Annotated in this window: 20 protein-coding genes; 11 read left to right on the top strand and 9 right to left on the bottom strand. The window is 45.1% G+C overall.

What is annotated here, in order from left to right; translation table 11 throughout:
* The first annotated feature begins 330 nt into the window (after positions 1–330).
* Positions 331–1641, top strand: a complete 1311-nt coding sequence (gene rimO, locus QUB68_RS11945; protein ID WP_332992513.1) for a 30S ribosomal protein S12 methylthiotransferase RimO — start codon at positions 331–333, stop codon at positions 1639–1641.
* 782 nt (positions 1642–2423) lie between these two features.
* The gene (locus tag QUB68_RS11940) at positions 2424–3896 is read left to right on the top strand and encodes a DEAD/DEAH box helicase (RefSeq protein ID WP_332992511.1); all 1473 of its coding nucleotides are present in this window, start codon (positions 2424–2426) and stop codon (positions 3894–3896) included.
* A gap of 81 nt (positions 3897–3977) precedes the next feature.
* Here the strand turns inward: QUB68_RS11940 and QUB68_RS11935 are convergent, their stop codons facing one another.
* From QUB68_RS11935 to QUB68_RS11925, 3 genes are all read right to left on the bottom strand, one after another.
* Positions 3978–4217 (bottom strand): YgiT-type zinc finger protein, encoded by a 240-nt coding sequence (locus QUB68_RS11935; RefSeq protein WP_332992509.1) that lies wholly within the window; start codon positions 4215–4217, stop codon positions 3978–3980.
* Positions 4214–4555, bottom strand: a complete 342-nt coding sequence (locus QUB68_RS11930) for a DUF4258 domain-containing protein (RefSeq protein ID WP_332992507.1) — start codon at positions 4553–4555, stop codon at positions 4214–4216. Before QUB68_RS11930 ends, QUB68_RS11935 begins: the two co-directional genes overlap by 4 nt.
* 173 nt (positions 4556–4728) lie before the next feature.
* Positions 4729–5289, bottom strand: coding sequence for a hypothetical protein (locus QUB68_RS11925; protein WP_332992506.1), 561 nt, complete (start codon positions 5287–5289; stop codon positions 4729–4731).
* A 321-nt stretch (positions 5290–5610) separates the two neighbouring features.
* Here QUB68_RS11925 and QUB68_RS11920 point away from each other — a divergent pair, with 321 nt between their 5' ends.
* Positions 5611–6813: a Coenzyme F420 hydrogenase/dehydrogenase, beta subunit C-terminal domain gene (locus QUB68_RS11920; RefSeq protein WP_332992504.1), complete on the top strand. Its 1203-nt coding sequence runs from the start codon at positions 5611–5613 to the stop codon at positions 6811–6813.
* Between the two features lie 183 nt (positions 6814–6996).
* On the opposite strand, the gene QUB68_RS11915 is transcribed toward QUB68_RS11920, so the two are convergent.
* From QUB68_RS11915 to QUB68_RS11900, 4 genes are all read right to left on the bottom strand, one after another.
* Positions 6997–7332 carry a XisI protein gene (locus tag QUB68_RS11915; RefSeq protein WP_332992502.1) on the bottom strand — a complete coding sequence of 112 codons (336 nt, stop codon included), beginning with the start codon at positions 7330–7332 and terminating at the stop codon, positions 6997–6999.
* On the bottom strand, positions 7320–7739 hold the full coding sequence (locus QUB68_RS11910; protein WP_332992500.1) for a XisH family protein: 420 nt from the start codon (positions 7737–7739) through the stop codon (positions 7320–7322). The genes QUB68_RS11915 and QUB68_RS11910 overlap by 13 nt, the downstream gene beginning before the upstream one ends.
* A gap of 138 nt (positions 7740–7877) precedes the next feature.
* Positions 7878–8249, bottom strand: a complete 372-nt coding sequence (locus tag QUB68_RS11905) for a DUF2237 family protein (protein ID WP_332992498.1) — start codon at positions 8247–8249, stop codon at positions 7878–7880.
* A gap of 33 nt (positions 8250–8282) precedes the next feature.
* Entirely contained in the window at positions 8283–8762 is a 480-nt protein-coding gene (locus tag QUB68_RS11900; protein ID WP_332992496.1) for a GNAT family N-acetyltransferase, read from the bottom strand.
* Positions 8763–9085: 323 nt separating this feature from the next.
* Here QUB68_RS11900 and QUB68_RS11895 point away from each other — a divergent pair, with 323 nt between their 5' ends.
* From QUB68_RS11895 to QUB68_RS11880, 4 genes are all read left to right on the top strand, one after another.
* The gene (locus QUB68_RS11895) at positions 9086–9670 is read left to right on the top strand and encodes a TetR/AcrR family transcriptional regulator (protein ID WP_332992495.1); all 585 of its coding nucleotides are present in this window, start codon (positions 9086–9088) and stop codon (positions 9668–9670) included.
* Between the two features lie 7 nt (positions 9671–9677).
* The gene (locus QUB68_RS11890; RefSeq protein ID WP_332992493.1) at positions 9678–11180 is read left to right on the top strand and encodes an efflux RND transporter periplasmic adaptor subunit; all 1503 of its coding nucleotides are present in this window, start codon (positions 9678–9680) and stop codon (positions 11178–11180) included.
* Positions 11181–11193: 13 nt separating this feature from the next.
* Positions 11194–11826 carry a Vat family streptogramin A O-acetyltransferase gene (locus QUB68_RS11885; protein WP_332992491.1) on the top strand — a complete coding sequence of 211 codons (633 nt, stop codon included), beginning with the start codon at positions 11194–11196 and terminating at the stop codon, positions 11824–11826.
* A gap of 61 nt (positions 11827–11887) precedes the next feature.
* Entirely contained in the window at positions 11888–12211 is a 324-nt protein-coding gene (locus QUB68_RS11880; RefSeq protein WP_332992490.1) for a DUF2834 domain-containing protein, read from the top strand.
* A gap of 17 nt (positions 12212–12228) precedes the next feature.
* On the opposite strand, the gene QUB68_RS11875 is transcribed toward QUB68_RS11880, so the two are convergent.
* Positions 12229–12393, bottom strand: a complete 165-nt coding sequence (locus QUB68_RS11875) for a hypothetical protein (RefSeq protein ID WP_332992489.1) — start codon at positions 12391–12393, stop codon at positions 12229–12231.
* Between QUB68_RS11875 and devC the strand changes: the two genes are divergently transcribed.
* Together devC and QUB68_RS11865 are read left to right on the top strand one after the other, a co-directional pair.
* Positions 12383–13537 carry an ABC transporter permease DevC gene (gene devC, locus QUB68_RS11870; RefSeq protein WP_332992488.1) on the top strand — a complete coding sequence of 385 codons (1155 nt, stop codon included), beginning with the start codon at positions 12383–12385 and terminating at the stop codon, positions 13535–13537. The two genes, QUB68_RS11875 and devC, sit on opposite strands and share 11 nt — an antisense overlap.
* Positions 13538–13688: 151 nt before the next feature.
* Positions 13689–14426, top strand: coding sequence for a DevA family ABC transporter ATP-binding protein (locus tag QUB68_RS11865; RefSeq protein WP_442923074.1), 738 nt, complete (start codon positions 13689–13691; stop codon positions 14424–14426).
* A 95-nt stretch (positions 14427–14521) separates the two neighbouring features.
* Here QUB68_RS11865 and QUB68_RS11860 read toward each other — a convergent pair whose 3' ends face one another.
* Positions 14522–15757 carry a methionine gamma-lyase family protein gene (locus QUB68_RS11860; protein ID WP_332992487.1) on the bottom strand — a complete coding sequence of 412 codons (1236 nt, stop codon included), beginning with the start codon at positions 15755–15757 and terminating at the stop codon, positions 14522–14524.
* Between the two features lie 80 nt (positions 15758–15837).
* Between QUB68_RS11860 and QUB68_RS11855 the strand changes: the two genes are divergently transcribed.
* Both QUB68_RS11855 and QUB68_RS11850 read left to right on the top strand, forming a co-directional pair.
* Positions 15838–16650, top strand: a complete 813-nt coding sequence (locus QUB68_RS11855; RefSeq protein ID WP_332992485.1) for an acyl-CoA desaturase — start codon at positions 15838–15840, stop codon at positions 16648–16650.
* 472 nt (positions 16651–17122) lie between these two features.
* Positions 17123–17941 (top strand): acyl-CoA desaturase, encoded by an 819-nt coding sequence (locus tag QUB68_RS11850; protein WP_332992483.1) that lies wholly within the window; start codon positions 17123–17125, stop codon positions 17939–17941.
* Positions 17942–17954 lie beyond the last annotated feature (13 nt).

The following is a 17954-nucleotide window of genomic DNA, read 5'->3' as shown; positions in this document are numbered from 1 at the left end:
GCGCGAGGCCGAGAAACCGGGTTTCTACGAGTTTAATCGCCAGTTACGAGAAATCTACCGAGAAACCCGGTTTCTGAAATAATGCGCGAGGCCGAGAAACCGGGTTTCTACGAGTTTAATCGCCAGTTACGAGAAATCTACCGAGAAACCCGGTTTCTGAGATAATGCGCGAGACCGAGAAACCGGGTTTCTACGAGTTTAATCGCCAGTTACGAGAAATCTACCGAGAAACCCGGTTTCTGAGACAATAAGACCAAGACCTTGCAAATAGTCAACCTGTGTGATATCATAAAATGTTCTTAGAAATAGCGCAACACTAACTATTACTGCATGGCAACGAAGCCAACGATCGCATTTACCCACCTCGGCTGCGAAAAAAATCGCATTGATACCGAACACATGATTGGCTTGCTGGCTCAAGCAGGCTATGAAGTCGATTCTAATGAAGAATTAGCCGATTACGTCGTCGTCAATACTTGCAGTTTTATCCAAGCTGCGCGAGAAGAATCAGTCCGCACCTTGGTAGAATTGGCAGAAGCTAATAAAAAAGTAGTCATCACCGGCTGCATGGCACAGCATTTTCAGCAGCAATTGCTGGATGAATTGCCGGAAGCCGTCGCAATTGTCGGCACTGGTGACTATCATAAAATTGTCGATGTGATGCAAAGGGTCGAAAAGGGCGATCGAGTTTCCCTCGTCTCTAGTGAACCTACTTACATCGCTGACGAAACTACTCCTCGCTACCGCACAACATCTGAAGGTGTCGCCTATCTGCGGATAGCAGAAGGCTGCGACTACCGCTGTGCATTTTGCATTATCCCGCACTTGCGCGGAAATCAACGATCGCGGACGATCGAGTCTATTGTCGCTGAAGCTAAGCAATTAGCCTCCGAAGGGGTAAAGGAAATTATCCTAATTTCTCAAATTACCACCAACTACGGCAAAGATATTTATGGCGAACCGAAACTAGCCGAACTGCTTCGCGCTTTGGGTGAAGTAGATGTACCCTGGATTCGGATGCACTACGCCTATCCTACAGGTTTGACTCCGCAAGTTGTGGCGGCAATCTGCGAAACGCATAACGTTTTGCCGTATTTGGATTTACCTCTGCAACACTCGCACCCGGAAATTCTGCGGGCGATGAACAGACCTTTTCAAGCTGGGATTAATGATGCTATAGTCGATCGGCTCAAAGCAGCAATTCCCAACGCCGTGATGCGGACAACTTTTATAGTTGGCTTCCCTGGCGAAACCGACGAACACGCAGCACACTTGCTGGAATTTGTCAAGCGCCACGAATTCGATCACGTCGGAGTATTCACATTTTCCGCCGAAGAAGGAACCCCAGCCTACAGCTTGCCAAATCAACTGCCAGCAGAAAAAATGGAAATTTGGCGCGATTCGGTAATGGCGGCACAACAACCTATATCATTGAAGAAGAATCAAGAATCTGTCGGTCAGGTAGTTGATGTCCTGATAGAACAAGAACAGCCAGAGACAGGTGAGTTGATTGGTAGATCCGCTCGGTTTTCCCCAGAAGTAGATGGACTCGTCTATGTGACAGGAGAAGCGCGACTGGGTTCGATCGTACCGGTGAAAATTACGAGTGCCGATGTCTACGACCTCTACGGTCAAATCTAAATGTTGCTGGAACTGTCGCCGCTTTCGATGCAGCGAACAAAAACCGGACACCAGCCAAAAAATGATTAGCCGATTGTGCAGCAAAAGTAAAAATTAGTAAAAGATTGTGCGAAGATATGTAGCAAAGGGGCTGTAAACTTTTTTACCCCCTCTCTGGCAATCGACCCGCCCTGTCGGGGTGCGGTTATCTCTACAGAACGATCGGAAAATTTTAACGAATTTAATGTTTTGTTTCTGAATGTAAAGAGTTATGATGATAACAAGCCAGAAACCAGCGGGGATGATTTGAAATTGCTTCGCCGTCCGCCCTACACCACAACGGTATCCCGAAAGAGTGTTGAGATGGATAGGCGGTAACGGTCGCTGAATTCCCTGTTGAATCCCGCAGGCGACGGATTGCGGGATAGCGCCTGAACTAACAAACCTGTAACTACTATGTAGTGCAGTTCAGTGGGGCTGGTCATCATCCTCACTATAAAATGCCCTAGAGAGAAAGCTTGCAAGTACCTCAAAGGAAGTCCAATGTACTATTTTAAGAATGTTGGAAGTCGATAACCCGATCGCTGGCGGTTGGTATCGGTGATGTCACAAAATCAAAGACGGCTGTCGAATCGGTAAATTAGTCACCATCGACGGAGCTGCCCTATACTCGATTGCTATTTAAAAAGGTGCGCGCAGGCGCAGCACCGTACAGAACTCATAATGAGTTCCTGCCTTATAGCAGAAATCCGCATCCGAGTTGGGCAACTTAGAAGGCTAAGGACTCGTTATTAGGAGAATTAATGAATTTATTGTTTGAAGGCTTGGGTCTTTCGGAAGAACTCGTTCTCCATCTGGAAACACTCGGCTTTACAGAACCTACTCCCATCCAAGTACAAGCAATTCCGCACCTGTTAGCAGGTCGCGACGTTGTGGGTCAAGCCCAAACAGGAACGGGCAAAACGGCAGCATTCTCGTTGCCCATCTTGGAGCGGATTGATTTAGATGTAACTGCGGTACAAGCATTGGTGCTGACACCGACTCGCGAATTGGCGATGCAGGTAACTGAAGCCATCCGCGATTTGAGCGGCATCAGCAGCGAGGGCCCGGTAAAAGTGGGTCGCTCTCTGCAAGTTCTGACGGTGTACGGCGGTCAATCGATCGATCGCCAAATGCAGCGTTTGAAGCGCGGCGTTCACATCGTTGTCGGTACACCCGGACGCATATTAGATATGCTGAGCCGCGGCAGCCTGAAACTAGACAAGGTAAAATGGCTGGTTTTGGATGAAGCTGACGAAATGCTGAGCATGGGCTTTATCCAAGATGTGGAAAAAATCTTGGATGCTGCACCAAAAGATCGTCAAACGGCATTTTTCTCGGCGACGATGGAAGCTTCCATTCGGAAATTGGTAACGCGCCATTTGCGTAACCCAGTCAACGTCACCGTAGAACAGCCAAAAGCAACGCCGAAGCGCATCAGCCAAGGCGTGTACATGATTCCTCGCGGCTGGTCGAAGGCAAGAGCTCTACAGCCAATTCTAGAAATGGAAGACCCGGAATCTGCACTGATTTTTGTGCGGACGCGGCAGTCGGCGGCGGAACTCACCAGCCAACTGCAAGCGGCAGGTCACAGCGTTGACGAGTATCACGGTAATTTGAACCAAGCACAGCGGGAACGCTTGCTGCATCGGTTCCGCCAATGTCAAGTGCGCTGGGTAGTGGCGACTGATATTGCGGCGCGGGGTTTGGACGTGGATCACTTGACTCACGTTATTAACTACGATTTGCCCGATAGCGTAGAAAGCTATGTTCACCGGATCGGACGTACCGGCCGGGCTGGTCGCGAAGGAACTGCGATCACGCTGATTCAACCAGTTGATCGCCGCAAGTTGCGCTTGATTGAACGCCACGTGCGATCGAGCTTGACAGTACGAAACATTCCTACACGCGCCCAAATCGAAGCGCGTCAGTTGGAAAAGATGCAGGGTAAAGTTCGCGAAGCTTTGGCTGGCGAACGGATGGCATCTTTCTTACCTCTGGTGTCTCAGTTGTCCGAAGAGTACGACCCCCACGCGATCGCCGCTGCTGCTTTGCAAATGGCCTTCGATCAAAGCCGTCCGGCTTGGATGGGTGCGGATTACGCTCAACAAGAAGATCCCCCGATTGGTGGAGAAAACAGCGTCAAGCCAATCTTGATCAAGAAGCGGGCTAAGACGGGTGCTCCGAGCAATTCTGTGGGTTCGAGCGTTCCTGCTCCCGTTCCTCAGAACAGCTAATTAGTAGGGTGCGCATTGCGCGCCTTATTTTCTAACTGGTAGGGTGCGCAATGCGCACCTTATTTGTTAATTTGTTTCGTACTAGCCTTTACGTGATGCTGAATACTCATAAAGTGGCACAGAACGTGCAGGTTTTATTTTTGTTTTGAGTAACTCTTCAATTTGTCGAACAGTCTTCGGTTTTAGGAGAATATCGCCACAGAATGTACAAACCTCTGCGGGAACTTTATCGATTACGACGATTTCACCTTGGTATCGAACAGCGTGAATGATTTCCCGCTCCTCATAAGTACCTGGACATCCTTGAATACTGCATTTCATTCTAATTGCCTCCTAGTGGTGGGAGTTATCCATTTGGGCAGTTTTGGCTCATAAACCGTGATAATAATTAGTAGGGGTTGGACAGTAGTACAGACAATGTGCAAGGGACGACTATCTTGAGAAAAACCGCCGAATAAACAGCAAGCACCGCGCTGATGTTGAGGATAGTTTTCTAACAGTTGACCTCTAACTAATGCTTGAATTACTTGATCTAGTGTAATGTTTTCCTCAAGCATCTCTTGCTGTGCGTGGAGAGTCAAGCGAATGTCATCCGCAGCGGCTTGAAAGCGTATTCGCTCCTGTACTGCCTCTAAATTAGTCGGCTCAAACTCACTCACGAAAGACAGAGATTAAAAACACTAATATTATACTATTTTATCAGGGGCGATCGCACTTCAGGAAAAAGCCCTCCAGTAAACTCACCGAAAGGCTGAAAATCCTAAGAAATAAGAAGGACTGAATTCCTGACTACAAAATTGTGAACGGGGTTTTTGGACTGTTGTGTAATATTTTAGTTTATCTGCGTGCTGACAATAATCTTTTGCACGCGATCGCCCTTAAGTTCCAAACTCAAATTAGAAGCCTTTTGGTCATTGCTGTACGTCAACCGAGTCACTTCACCCTGCACAGATTGAGAACTGTAACCGTAAGTTTTAAGCACTTTTTGAGTTTTATCTCCTACCTTGACACTATTAAGTGTCACGAACTTGGGATTGGTAGTAGAAATTAAATAAACTTTGCCATCCCAGGCTGCTACTGTCAATTTTGAGTAGGTTAGCGTGCGAATCTGGCCACCGATCGCCTTACCGCCAGGTTTAGTTTCGTCGCGCTGCGGTTTGCCCAACTTGCGTTTTGCCTCTTCTACAGACATCCCCAACCGCACGCCGCCAATCCCCAAGCGCGAATAGTCGATCGCCACCGCCTTTTGTGTCGCGTTCAGCATTTTTTCTAAAGCGACAACAGTTTGATTCATACCAGCAACAGGGCGAACTAAAGCAGCAAATCCTAAGCTTGAAATTGCGATATTGATCGTGATGCCAGCGATGGCTGTGATCGCAAACAACTTTACCATTTTTTTATACCTTTATTTGTCAAGTTATTCGCGCGATCGCCCGCTATATCAGGATAAATACTAATGATTGCGGGCGATTATAATTCGCTCCAACACAGGTAAAGCTTACTCCAAGCGGACGAAAAGAAGAAAAATATTCATCTCCAAAAATATAACACGTAGAAAATCGGTTTCGCTGCGGGGCTGTTCCCCCGCGATCGCCGTAATTCGGAGTTTCTGAATACCAACGCCATTTTACGTTTAATTAGCGCGACTACTCGATCGCCGGAATTGGTGTGATATCCTAACAAAAGCCGTTTCTCGATAAAATTAGCAATTTAGATGACCGCAACAGATTCTACTAAACACCAAAAATCTAAAGCCCTAAAACCGGGCAGCCGCCGCCCCGCTAAAGAACTTTGTAGCGAGTGCGGTTTGTGCGATACATATTATATCCATTATGTCAAGGAAGCTTGCGCTTTCTTAACTCAGCATATCGCAGAACTAGAAGAGGAGATTCACGGGCGATCGCGCAATCTCGACAATCCCGACGATTGGTACTTCGGCGTTAGTCAAAATATGATGGCGGCTAAGAAAAAAGAACCAATTGAAGGCGCTCAGTGGACGGGAATTGTCAGCACAATTGCCATTGAAATGCTCGAAAAAGGGATTGTCGAAGGCGTTGTTTGCGTCCAAAATACTCAGGAAGACCGCTTTCAACCGATGCCGATTATTGCGAAAACTCGCGAAGAAATTCTCGCGGCAAAAGTCAATAAACCAACTCTTTCTCCCAACCTTTCAGTATTGGAACAAATCGAAAAATCCGGGATGAAGCGGCTGTTAGTAATTGGCGTTGGCTGTCAAATTCAAGCATTGCGTACAGTCGAGAAACAACTGGGTTTAGAAAAGCTCTACGTTTTGGGAACACCCTGTGTCGATAATGTCAGCCGCGCTGGCTTGCAGAAATTCCTAGACACGACTAGCCGCTCCCCTGAAACGGTGGTTTCTTACGAGTTTATGCAAGACTTTAACGTTCACTTCAAACACGAAGATGGTTCGGAAGAAAAAGTGCCGTTTTTTGGATTGAATACTAAAGAATTGAAAGATGTTTTTGCTCCTTCTTGTTTGAGCTGTTTTGATTATGTCAATTCCTTAGCAGATTTAGTTGTGGGCTACATGGGCGCACCTTTTGGCTGGCAGTGGATTGTGGTGCGAAATGATACCGGGCAAGAGATGTTAGACATGGTAAAAGATCAGCTAAACACTCAGCCGGTGATGTCTCAGGGAAATAGGAAAGAAGCTGTTCAGCAAAGTATTCCGGCTTACGAAAAAGGCGTGACTTTACCGATGTGGGCGGCGAAATTGATGGGGGTGTTTATTGAAAGAATTGGGCCGAAGGGTTTGGAATATGCCCGTTTTTCAATTGATTCTCATTTCACTCGCAATTATTTGTATGTGAAGCGGAATTACCCGGAGAAATTGGAGGCTCATGTGCCGGAATATGCTAAGCGGATTGTGGGACAATATAAGTTACCAAAGGTTTAAAATTGTAGGGTGTGTCAGTGAGTCGGCGGTTGAAACCGCGACTATACAAACGAAGTCCGCCTGCGCGGACTGAAGATTAATAAGTTAAAATCTTGTAGGGTGCGGAGCGTCAGAAGCTGTTGGATGATTGAACAAATAATGCTAGCTGACGCACCCTACAAGTCTACGAGTCGGCGGTTGAGATTATGCAACTCCAAACCCTGTATATTCGCGCGCATAAGTTGGCTGAAGTCCTAGTACAATATCCTCTTTAGGTACTCCCATTTCTACCAATTCATCAGCAATCTGCCTGTCTGTTTGATTTCGCTGAATCCAGATTTTGCCATTTTTAATATCCAAATGAAACACACAGTTATAAACGCGGCGGTGTGTGTCCCATCCTAAATCAATGACAAGATAGCGATCGTTTTCTTTATCAAAAATTGTTTCTACCTCAATTTCTCCGTTAATTGGTGCTATTTTGCTGTCTTCAATTAGCAGCTTTTGAACGCACTGACGGTAATGCTCTAGTCGATCCATTTGACTATTGCCTCCTGAACTGGGTTGTACACAATAAGCTTGACTTGGTGTTGTCGAACCGATGCTTGAGGTAACTCCCGACTGAAAAAAGATTCGTAAGTTGCGAGCGGAACTGCCAAATATAAAGTGCGATCGGGTTCGATCTTTTCTAAGACTAAACGATAATTTAAAAACTGTCCGAGCGCGGTATGAAAATCAGAGAGAGCTGAAGCGCTTAAAAAGCTCTTGACTTCTACTGCAATTTTTTTTCCTAATTTTTCCGCTGCGAGGAGTCGTTCTGCTCCCAAATCGATTTCGACTCTCTCATTCTCGGCAAATTCTAGCCTGAGAGGATCGTGAGTAATGACCCACTCAGATTTTTCAAGACCTCGCTTCACAGCATTATGAAATCTATCCTTAGCTGACACTGGTTATACCTCACCTCTAAACCTATCTTAACTGATTCGAGTAAATTTGTAGGGTGCGTCAGTAAAGAACGTCTGGATTGTTGAAAAAATAACGCCAACTGACGCACCCTACAGCGATCAAAGCCCGATCGCACATTCCTACAAATCAGCAGCGTGTTCCTTCAATTCGTCCAAAGAAACGTATTCCAAAGTTAAAGCGTGAGTCGCTGACAAAACTACGCGCGGCGCACATCCAGCATCCATTGCTTCCTTCCACCGAGAAGCGCACAAACACCAGCAATCTCCAGGCTTCAAACCTGGGAAATTAAATTCGGGAACCGGGGTACTCAAATCGTTTCCCATTCTTTTTGTGTATTTCAAAAAGTCTTCTGTCAGTTGAGCACAAACGGTGTGAGCTCCAAAATCACCGCCACCAGTATTGCATTTGCCGTCCCGATAATAGCCTGTCATGGGCGATGTGCAGCAAGTTTCTAATTTTCCGCCCAGAACATTTGTAGCTTCCGTCACCATCGCAACTCCTCCACACAACTCTACGTTTTAATTTTACACAAAAGGTGGTTTGTTTATATTTTTTTCCATTGCAAAGTTGATCAATTTTTGTCCTCTCCGTTCGACTTCTTGCTTTCTGATCATCATAAATCCGTGGGTTTCAAAAAAAGGTCGAGCTGTAATGCTGGCTTCGGTAAATAACTTGTTAATTCCTAAGTCTTGGGCTTGTGACTGGATTTGTGTTAAAAGTAGTGTCCCAATTCCTTGTCTTTGAAAGTTTTTGTGACAGTAAAAGCGATCGATATGACCGTTTGCTTCTAATTCCCCAAAACCTGCGATTATATCACCTTCTTCTGCTACGAAAGTAAACTTACTGCTTAAACTTTGCATCCATTTTTGAATATCAGTATCTGCTGGTGCCCAAGCATCTACTTGGGCTGTTGTGTAATCGCGGATATTGACTTCGTGCACGGTGTCATAGAACAATTTGACAATTTTTTCAGTGTCACGGATTTCGTAGGTTCGGATTTTCATAATCATTCAGGTGCAGATTCTCACGATTGGCGGGTTTTTGACGGAGATTGATTGCGGTGTTTGGGATTTCTGGCTCAACCCGCCCCGACAAATCGACTCTAAAAATAATTTTACTGCACCCCTTGACAAGCTTTGCTAGTCTGTGCAACATTAATTATAACAATTGTTCGATATACCTTATTTTTCCAAGCTCAGCCACGAAAAGCCCGTTTTGTAGTCATTTATACTATATCGGATGTTCGATATAGGAATATTTGGTCGATCGCCCTTAAATCTCCGATAACCTAGGATCTGGAATCAAAAATCAGAAGATCGATCGACCTATGCCAAAGATTGTTGACCACGAATTGTACCGCAAAGAACTGCTGAATAAAAGTTTTGAGCTTTTTGCCGAAAAAGGCTATTCATCAGTCACAATGCGCGAAATTGCCTTGGGAATCGGAGTTTCTACAGGTACGCTTTACCACTATTTTTCTAGCAAAGAAAGTCTGTTCGAGCAGTTAATTGAATATTTGAGCTATGAAGATACAAAAGAAGAAGCACTGGCTGAGTTAGGAAATCCGCCAACATTAGGAGAAAAAATAGAAACACTGATGGAGTATCTCTATACAAAGGAGGATTATATGCTCAAAGATATGTTAATAACATTTGATTTTTGTAAGCACAAAACACGCAAAGAGATTGACAATAATCAGGCACTCCAGCAAGCAGGAAAGCGTTACAAAGAGGCAGTTTTTTGCTACTTGGGCATTTCCGATCCAGCAGTTGCTGTATTTATCATCAACTATATTGACGGATTGGTAGCAAGAAGGTTTTATCAAGGTGAAAGCATATCTTTTTCTGAACAATCGAATTTATTAAAAGAAATGCTTCTAGCTTATTTAGAAAAAAAACAACCGCAAATATAGGAGGAATATGAATTTTCAATATTTCATCAAGCCTAAAAATAAATTGGTGATGGGATTAGTAATTGCTGGCGCTGCCATTAGCGTCGGTACAACTTTTTACGGCATTTCTCAGTTTGGATCTTTAGCTAAAAATGCTGAACCTTTACCCGTAGAAACGCCGCCGCCCAGGAAAATCACGGCATTAGGAAGATTGGAACCGCTGGGGGAAGTGATTCGTTTGGGGGTGTCGCAGACGTTGGATGGCGATCGCGTGGCGAAACTTTTAGTCAAAGAGGGCGATCGGGTGAAAGCAGGGCAGTTGATTGCGATTTTGGATGCGGGCGATCGGCTAAAATCTGCTTTAGAGGAAGCCAAAGAAAAAGTCAAAGTTGCTGAAGCCAATTTAGCAAAGGTAAAAGCCGGGGCAAAGTCGGGAGAACTTGCTGCACAATCTGCCACAATTGGCAAGCTAGAAGCGGAATTGCAAGGAAATCAAGCGGCGCAACAAGCAACTGTCGATCGACTGCAAGCGCAATGGCAAGGTGAAAAAACCGCACAGCAAGCAACTATCAGCAGAATAACCGCACAATGGCAAGGAGAAAGGAAAGCACAAACAGCAACAATTAGCAGAATAACTGCACAGTGGCAAGGAGAAAAAGCAGCACAAACTGCCGCAATTAACAAATTAAAAGCCGAGTCTAATAATGCTGAAACCGAATATCTCCGGCACCAACAACTTGTTGGAGAAGGCGCAATTTCTAAATCCGTAATGGACACCAAACGGCTGACGTTAGAAACAAGTCGCCAGCAAGTTAAAGAAGCCGAAGCAAATCTCAGCCGCATTAACAATACAGCAAAACAGCAGCTTGAAGAAGCCGAAGCAAATCTTGCCAGAATTAACAGTACAGGAATTCAGCAACTGAACGAAGCCGAAGCCAATCTTGCCAGAATTAACAGTACAGCAATCCAGCAAGTTAACGAAGCCGAAGCAAATCTCGATCGCATTAAAAATAGTGGTAGCGAACAAGGGAAAGAAGCCCAAGCAACTCTCGAAAAAATAGGCGAAGTTCGGCCCGTAGATATCCAAGCAGCGCAAACCGAAATCAACAGCGCCATCGCCCAAGTTAAACGCGCCCAAACCGAATTAAATCAAGCTTACATCCGCACTCCCAACCCCGGAAAAATCCTGAAAATTCACACCCGCCCAGGGGAAAAAATCAGCGATGACGGGATTGCAGACGTGGGAGAAACTGAGCAAATGGTAGTCGTTGCCGAAGTTTACCAAACGGAAATCAGCAAAATTAAGGTTGGACAAAAAGCAGCCGTTACCAGCCAAGCATTTTCAGGAGAATTAGCAGGAACAGTTAAAGAAATTGGGTTGAAAGTTAGTAAGCAAAACGTGTTTAGTAACCAGCCGGGAGAAAACTTGGATAGCCGAGTTGTGGAAGTAAAAATTCATCTAAATCCTGAAGCTAGCAAACAAGTTGCAGAATTGACAAATTTGCAGGTACAAGTAGCAATTCAAAATTAGGGAGATTCTGAAAATGGCAGAATTTGGGCCTGATCCAAACCGACCTTATCCGATGGTAGACCAGCGCCGGGTTTGCTTTATCAAAAACTTTGTTAAATCGCCCAATATTATTGTCGGCGATTACTCATACTATGACGATCCAATAGATCCAGAAAACTTCGAGAGAAACGTACTTTACCATTACGGGAGTGAGAAATTAATTATTGGTAAATTTTGTGCGATCGCCACCAACGTCAAATTTATCATGAACGGTGCAAATCACAAACTCGACGGCATTTCTGCCTATCCATTTCCTGTGTTTGGCAACGGCTGGGAAACGGCGATGAATCTATTAATCGAACTGCCAAGTAAAGGCGATACTATCATCGGCAATGATGTTTGGATTGGTTATGAATCGGTGATTATGCCGGGAGTCACAATCGGCGACGGTGCAATCATTGCTGCTAAATCTGTTGTGGTAAAAGATGTTCCTGCTTACACCGTTGTTGGTGGAAATCCCGCAGGTTCAATTAAGCAGCGTTTCACCGATGCTGAGGTTGCACAACTGTTAGAAATTAGCTGGTGGGATTGGGAAATTGACAAGATTTCGCGCAATATTAACTTAATTATGCGATCTGATATTCAAGCGCTCAGTAATACTGAGTAAATGCGTTAGTTTGGAAATGTTTTCATTGACGAATAATGTTCCACAAAATCGAGGTCTGAAAATGATTAAAGTTGCGTACTTGATTCTCTGTATTTTAGGCACTGTTTTGCCTTACTCCCAGTTTGTACCGTTTTTATTAGAACAAGGCTTGAATATCAATGCTTTTTTCGGACAATTGTTTGCGAATCAAATTTCAAGTTTTTTTGGCATGGATCTCATAGTGTCATCCTTAGTTTTTTGGGTGTTTGTATTTAGCGAAGGTTCGCGTTTAAAAATGAATAATTTGTGGATATATGTTGCCAGTAACTTACTGGTTGGTGTTTCCCTGGGTTTACCTTTATTTCTCCTAATGCGACATCGGAAAATTGAAGAAACATCTTCATAATCATCGATTATTTTTCGTTACCAGGCTGTGGCTGGTAACGAAAAATAATCCCAATTCCCAATTCCCAATTCCCAATTCCCAACTCCCAATTCCCAATTCCCAATTCCCAATTCCCAATTCCCAATTCCCAATTCCCAATTCCCAATTCCCAATTCCCAATTCCCAAAATTTATGTTTCGCAAAACACCCCTTGCTTGGTTGCAAGTAACTAGAGAAAAAACCCGCCTTGCTGTTGCTATAGCAGGAATTGCCTTTGCAGATATTCTGATTTTTGTGCAACTGGGATTTCAAGATGCACTCTTCGACTCAGCCGTTAAGCCGCACCAAAGTTTACAGACAGATTTAGTTTTAATCAATCCTCAATTTGAAACTTTTGCTGCGGTAAAACAGTTCAACAGAGAGCGAATTTACCAAGCACAAGGAGTTGCAGGAGTCAAGTCCGTAAGTTCATTATATATTGGGATGGGACAGTGGCGAAATCCCACAAACCGCACGACACGAGGGATTTTAATTTTTGGCATTGATCCGGGAAGCACAACATTTAATCTGCCAGATGTCAATCAGAAGCTAGCTAAAATTCAAATGTTCAATCATGTGTTATTTGACCAAGCTTCTCGACCTGAATATGGCGAGATTGCCAATATTTTCAACAAACAATCTACTCTCGAAACTGAACTAAATAAACGGAACATTCAAGTGGGAGGAGTCTTTACTCTCGGTACTTCGTTTGTGGCTGATGGCAATGTGATTGCTAGCGATTCTACATTCATGAATTTATTTCCCGATCGCAAACCTGACCAAATTGATGTCGGTTTAATTCAGTTGCAGCCTGGGGCTGATATCCTCAAAGTTCAGTCAATGTTGAAATCTATCTTGCCGGATGATGTGAAAGTTCTGACTTTAGCAGAATTTGCGGAAATTGAAAAGGCTTATTGGGGAAATGCTACTCCGATCGGCTTTATTTTCGGATTTGGTACAATTATCGGATTCATTGTTGGTTTGATTATTGTTTACCAAATTCTTTATTCGGATGTTTCGGATCACTTGGCTGAGTACGCGACTTTAAAAGCAATGGGATATAGCGATAACTATTTAGTCGGAGTTTTAGTTCAGGAAGCTTTACTATTAGCTGTTTTGGGTTTTATGCCGGGAATTGTTTTGGCTAACGGGCTGTATTCTTTGGCGCAATCTGCAACTTTACTGCCAATTGCGATGACAGCAAATCGAGCGACTACTGTGTTGGGTTTGACGATTGTGATGTGTACAGGTTCTGGGGCGCTGGCTTTGCGTAAATTGCGATCGGCAGATCCCGCCGATATTTTCTAGAACAAAACTCGGCGGTTGAAACCGCGACTACACAAACGAAGTCGGCCTGGGCAGACTGAAGATACTCGGCGGTTGAAACCGCGACTACACAAACGAAGTCGGCCTGGGCAGACTGAAGAATAAACGGTCAAAAAAATCACCCAAAATTACCATGCAAACCCTAAACTCTCCCGCAAACTTTGACAAAACCATCTCAAATAAACCTGTAATCTCAGTCCAAAATCTTAACCATTATTTCGGTCAAGGCTCTCTCAAAAAACAGGCTTTATTTGACATTAATCTCGATATCAACCCTGGGGAAATAGTAATTATGACGGGGCCCTCTGGTTCGGGGAAAACAACTTTATTGACGATGTTAGGCGGTCTGCGTTCGGCTCAAGAAGGGAGTCTCAATATTCTGGGGCAGGAAATACGGGGAGCTAGTAAAAGTCTGTTAACTAAGCTGAGAAAGCAAATTGGTTATATTTTTCAAGCGCATAACTTGATGACGTTCTTAACGGCAAAGCAAAATGTGCGGATGTCTTTGGAACTACATAAGGAAATGCTAAATCAGAATATGGATGCTTTGTCAATATCGATGTTGGAAGCTGTGGGTTTGGGGGAACGGGTGAATTATTACCCTGAAAATTTGTCGGGAGGACAAAAACAAAGGGTGGCGATCGCCCGCGCGTTAGTCAGCCGTCCTAAAATAGTCTTAGCGGATGAACCTACGGCGGCTTTGGACAAACAATCCGGGCGAGATGTGGTGGAAATCATGCAGAAACTAGCAAAGGAACAAGGCTGTACGATTTTGCTAGTGACGCACGACAACCGCATTCTCGATATTGCCGATCGCATTATCTACATGGAAGACGGGCGTTTAGTGACAAATTTAGCTGATCGACCTTAATCAAATTTTGGGACGGGCTCTCCGGCCCATCCCACAATATTTTCTTTTCTTGTGGGATAGGCATCTTGCCCGTCCTAGTTATTTTTGCAAGATGTTCACGGCTTAGCGGGGCCTACAGCCTCGATCGCAGCTTCCAGGGCGATCGATACATGAGTCCAATGAGTCCCCCCTTGACAAAAAGCCACGTAAGGCTCCCGCAGAGGCCCATCAGCCGAAAACTCCGACGTACTCCCATCAATAAAAGTACCGCCAGCCATCACCAACTGACTCTCGTACCCCGGCATCGGAGCTGGAGTAGGGTCTAAATACGATCCCACGGGGGAGTTTTGCTGCACCGCCCGACAAAAAGCAACTAACTTATCAGCAGAACCGAATTCGATCGCCTGAATCACATCTCTGCGCCTCGCCAAAGGAATCGGATTCACCCGATAACCCAACTTATAAAAAACATAAGCCGTCAAATGATTTCCCTTCATTGCCTCCCCCACAAACCCCGGGGCCAAAAACAAACCCTGAAACAGCAAGCGATTCAAATCAAAAGTTGCGCCCCCGCTGCTGCCAATTCCCGGTGCCGTCAAGCGACAAGTCGCTGCCTCCACCAAATCGGCCCGGCCGGCGACGTAACCGCCAGTAGGAACGATCGTACCCCCCGGATTTTTGATCAAAGAACCAGCCATCAGATCCGCACCCACAGCAGTAGGTTCGCAATCATCAACAAATTCTCCGTAACAATTATCAACAAAGCAAATTGTGTTAGGATTCTGATGTTTGACTATTGTGACGATTTTTTTAATCTCAGAAATAGACAGACTCGATCGCCAAGAATAACCGCAAGAGCGCTGGATAAAAACCAGGCGAGTTTTTGCTGAAATAGCAGAGCTCAATGCCTGCCAATCCAAAGTTCCTTCGCGAGTTAGAGGCAACTCACGGTAAAGGATGCCAAATTCAATCAGTGAACCTTGACCTTGCCCCCGCAAGCCGATCACTTCTTCTAAAGTATCGTAGGGAGAACCAGCAACTGCCAACATTTCGTCACCAGGACGTAGGATGCCAAACAGAGCACAGGCGATCGCGTGAGTACCCGAAACAAACTGTACCCGCACCGCTGCCGCCTCGGCCCCTACCACTTCGGCAAACACCCCGTCCAAAGTCTCCCGCCCTAAATCATCGTGGCCGTAACCCGTAACACCTGCAAAATGGTGGACTCCAACCCGGTGGCTGCGAAAAGCTTTTAAGACTCGTTGAAGATTTTGCTTGACTGTCGCGTCAATACCAGAAAAAATCTGAAAGAGTGCCTGTTCTGCTTCCTGTAGCCGTGAAACGCTATTCATCTATACCTCGCTCACCACTTGCGTGCGCGCTGTTCATTATGGCGTAGATGCGGCCCCTAGTTTGTAAACATAATATATTCATGACGATTGCAACTTCCAAAAAAACTTCTCCTGATTGGCCTGTTGTAGGCTTTATGGCCTTTCTGCACACCGGCGCTCTATTTGCTTTGCTGCCGGGTAATTTTAGCTGGTCTGCGGTCGGGCTAGCAGTATTCCTGCACTGGGTAACAGGTGGTTTAGGAATAACCCTTGGATTTCACCGTCTCGTTACCCACCGCAGTTTTCAAACACCGAAATGGCTAGAGTATTTTCTAGTTATTTGTGGCACTCTGTCCTGTGAAGGTGGGCCCATTGACTGGGTAGGAATGCACCGGTTACACCACATACATTCCGACACCGAAGAAGATCCCCACGATTCTAATCAAGGCTTCTGGTGGAGCCACATGGGTTGGATGATCTCGGATCTGCCGATGAGAGTTCAAATCCCCCGCTTTACAAAAGACATTGGCGACGACCCAGTATACAAGTTTCTCCAAGCATATTTTATCCCCATCCAAGTTGTCTTCGGTGTGTTGCTTTATTTATTAGGCGGCTGGTCTTTCGTGGTTTGGGGAGTGTTTATGCGGATTGTGGTGGTGTTCCACTGCACTTGGCTGGTTAATAGCGCTACCCACAAATTCGGCTACCGCACCTACGAGTCAGGCGATGACTCGACTAACTGCTGGTGGGTTGCTGTCCTCACCTACGGCGAAGGCTGGCACAATAACCACCACGCCTTCCAATACTCCGCTCGCCACGGTCTCCAATGGTGGGAAATCGACATCACCTGGATGACAATTCAACTGCTGGAATCGCTGGGTTTGGCAACCAAAGTGAAATTACCAGCAGAATAGCTCGGCAATTAGTCATTGGTTGTCGGTCATCAGTTGTGGACTAATGGCTCGTAACCAATGCCTAATGCTGTTTTGGCGTTCGGGTTTTGGTTGGGTTGAACTGAGATTGAATCGTCGGGTGCGATCGACCCAACCAACACCATAATCAGTTATAATTGGTTTGGGAACAAAAAATTTTGTTTCGCAGCTAAAACTTTTAATTTCAAAATAAAACCTTCATTCAGTTGACAGTTGACAGCACTTGACCTAGAAGGAAGAGGATTGGAGTAATGAATAGTTTGATTTTAATTTCTCCCTACAAGGGTGGAGGCTTTAAACCAATTTTTTCTGGTAATTTTTTTTCAATCATCATCCAAAATCTATCATTCATATTTTATTAGTTTGGGCAAGTGTGCAGCAAAAAAAGTTCACTACTCAATCCCAACTTTTATAGGTGAATCCAGCTCGGCATCTAATCAAAATCAAAAAAAGAATGACAATAGCAACACAAGACAAACTTCAATACAATTGGAAGCACGTTATTAGTTTAGCAGGACTTCACATCGGCGCTTTGTTCGCATTACTACCGAGTAACTTCAACTGGACAGCAGTTGGTTTAACAGTATTCATGCACTGGATCACCGGCGGTTTGGGAATAACTCTCGGATGGCATCGCCTGCTCACCCACCGCAGTTTTCAGACACCAAAATTCGTAGAATACTTTCTAGCATTTTGCGGAGCCCTGGCCTGTCAAGGAGGAATAATTGATTGGGTTGGGTTACACCGTTTACACCATACCCACTCTGACCAAAATGCGATCGACCCTCACAACGCCCAGAATGGTTTTTGGTGGAGTCACATCGGCTGGATGCTGTATAAAGGCCCCGCTCACGCTGAAATTTCCCGCTGCACAAAAGACATTGCCAGCGATCCATTTTACCGATTTTTGCAAAATTACTTTCTCCCCATGCAAATCGTCTTTGGCGTGTTGCTTTACTTAGCAGCAGGCTGGTCATTTGTAGTTTGGGTAATTTTTGCCCGCTTAATTCTGGTATATCACTGCACCTGGTTTGTTAACAGCGCTACTCACAAATTTGGCTACCGCACTTACGAAACCAAAGATAGTTCTACTAACTGTTGGTGGGTTGCGGTTTTGACTTACGGCGAAGGCTGGCACAACAACCACCACGCTTATCAATACTCTGCCCGTCACGGTATGAAATGGTGGGAATTTGACTTTACTTGGGTGACAATTCAAGCCTTGGAAGCATTAGGTTTAGCTACTAACGTGAAATTACCAGCAGCAAAATAGCAGCAATTTAGTC

The organism is Microcoleus sp. A006_D1 (genome assembly GCF_036702805.1).
GTDB lineage: Bacteria > Cyanobacteriota > Cyanobacteriia > Cyanobacteriales > Microcoleaceae > Microcoleus.
The sequence above is the reverse complement of the archived record's forward strand: the minus strand, read 5'-3'. Positions and strand labels throughout refer to the sequence as shown.